This is a genomic window from Halobacteriovorax sp. XZX-3 (assembly GCF_043196495.1).
Lineage (GTDB): Bacteria > Bdellovibrionota > Bacteriovoracia > Bacteriovoracales > Bacteriovoracaceae > Halobacteriovorax_A.
The window spans coordinates 1-1,316 of record NZ_JBEBMO010000015.1 but is presented as its reverse complement, the minus strand read 5'-3'; the positions used below and the strand labels follow the sequence as shown (position 1 = coordinate 1,316).

The 1,316-nt window shown below is 48.3% G+C and carries 1 protein-coding gene; it reads right to left on the bottom strand.

The features are described 5' to 3' along the window. Positions 1-887: 887 nt before the first annotated feature. Complete coding sequence (locus ABMA70_RS15955) at positions 888-1,226, bottom strand: hypothetical protein (RefSeq protein WP_393022390.1); 339 nt, start codon at positions 1,224-1,226, stop codon at positions 888-890. Positions 1,227-1,316 lie beyond the last annotated feature (90 nt).

Here is a 1,316-nt window from a genome sequence, read left to right as displayed (position 1 = left end):
CCATTAACAAACTTATAAGGATGCTCACTCGGACAGTGAACACGTTTGAGTTGTGAATAAATGAAAGGTTTGCAGCAGTCAGTGCCGTACACCCCGTACCAACAGTCGAGGTAGTACCCGTACCGTTGGACGTTGTCAGGATGTAGCTTCACCTTCTTGCCACAGTGAGGACAGCTAAAGGGAACGCCTGTCTGTACTGTCTTGAGTACATAGGCAGGCAGTGGGCGATACACTCCATACTGAGGGGCTACGAACACCACCCTATCCCCTGAGTGGTATAGTAAATGATTCATAGGCACACCTTAGTGCAGAGTGTGGACTCCTGATACGCTAGCGAACATGGTATCAGGGATACCGATGGGTGTAAGTCCACGACGTGGTAGTTCACACGTGCAGACCGTGAGTTCCCCGTCCATGTCCCACTTGAGGACACGCACTTGAGTTGGGGAGCAACCTGCTTCCTTAGCGATTGCAAAGATGATGTCGTTTATCCATTCCATATGATTTCATCAGGCGGATACTGACTAGCAAAGTAGTGTCGCCATGATGCCTCATTGCGTCGGTTTAATTCGTCAGCATGTTCAAGAGCTAGGTCTAATAACTTAGCCCTTGACTTGCCAGTGAGTGTCTTCTCAATCTGATAGTCAGGCTCATCTGTGCCTCGCTGTATCATCTTGATTACGTACACAGTAGGCATGATGCACCCCCTAGTTGAAGAAGACTAATTGATACGGGTCGTACACATCGTTGCCTAACTCGCGCTCATGTTTGAGGTCTTCGGCAGTCATAGTGTACACGCACTCATCTAGTTCGGAGTACACTTTGTACCCACCACTGGCTGATTCAAACAACACTTCTAATACATCGTAGCATTGCATAATTATTCCTTAGCGATGGCACGCATCGCGTATTGATTTCATTAAGTCCACGTCAGGGTCGGGGGTGTCAGGCTCCCACTGTTTAGTAGACTTGCGATTGGGTTGACCAATACCGAATGTGTCAGACTCTAATGGGTCAGCTAGCATGTGAGTGTCGTGCTTAGCCATGTAATTCTCTAGGTCTGTAAGTAACTGGTGTCCCCACCCAGTGACGGAGCTATCTTTGTACTTGCGAAGCACATCAATAGCAAGCTGATAGTCGCCTACATTTACATAATAGACTAGGTTATCAGCTTCACCTTTATCTGCACCATACATGATACGCTCGCCACTACCACAGACATACACGCAGTCACCATCGGGTGTCTCTAATGTCAAATCGTCAGGGTCTTTGAAGGTCCATGCACTGACTATAGGAGTAGGCGCAGGAGGCACGGC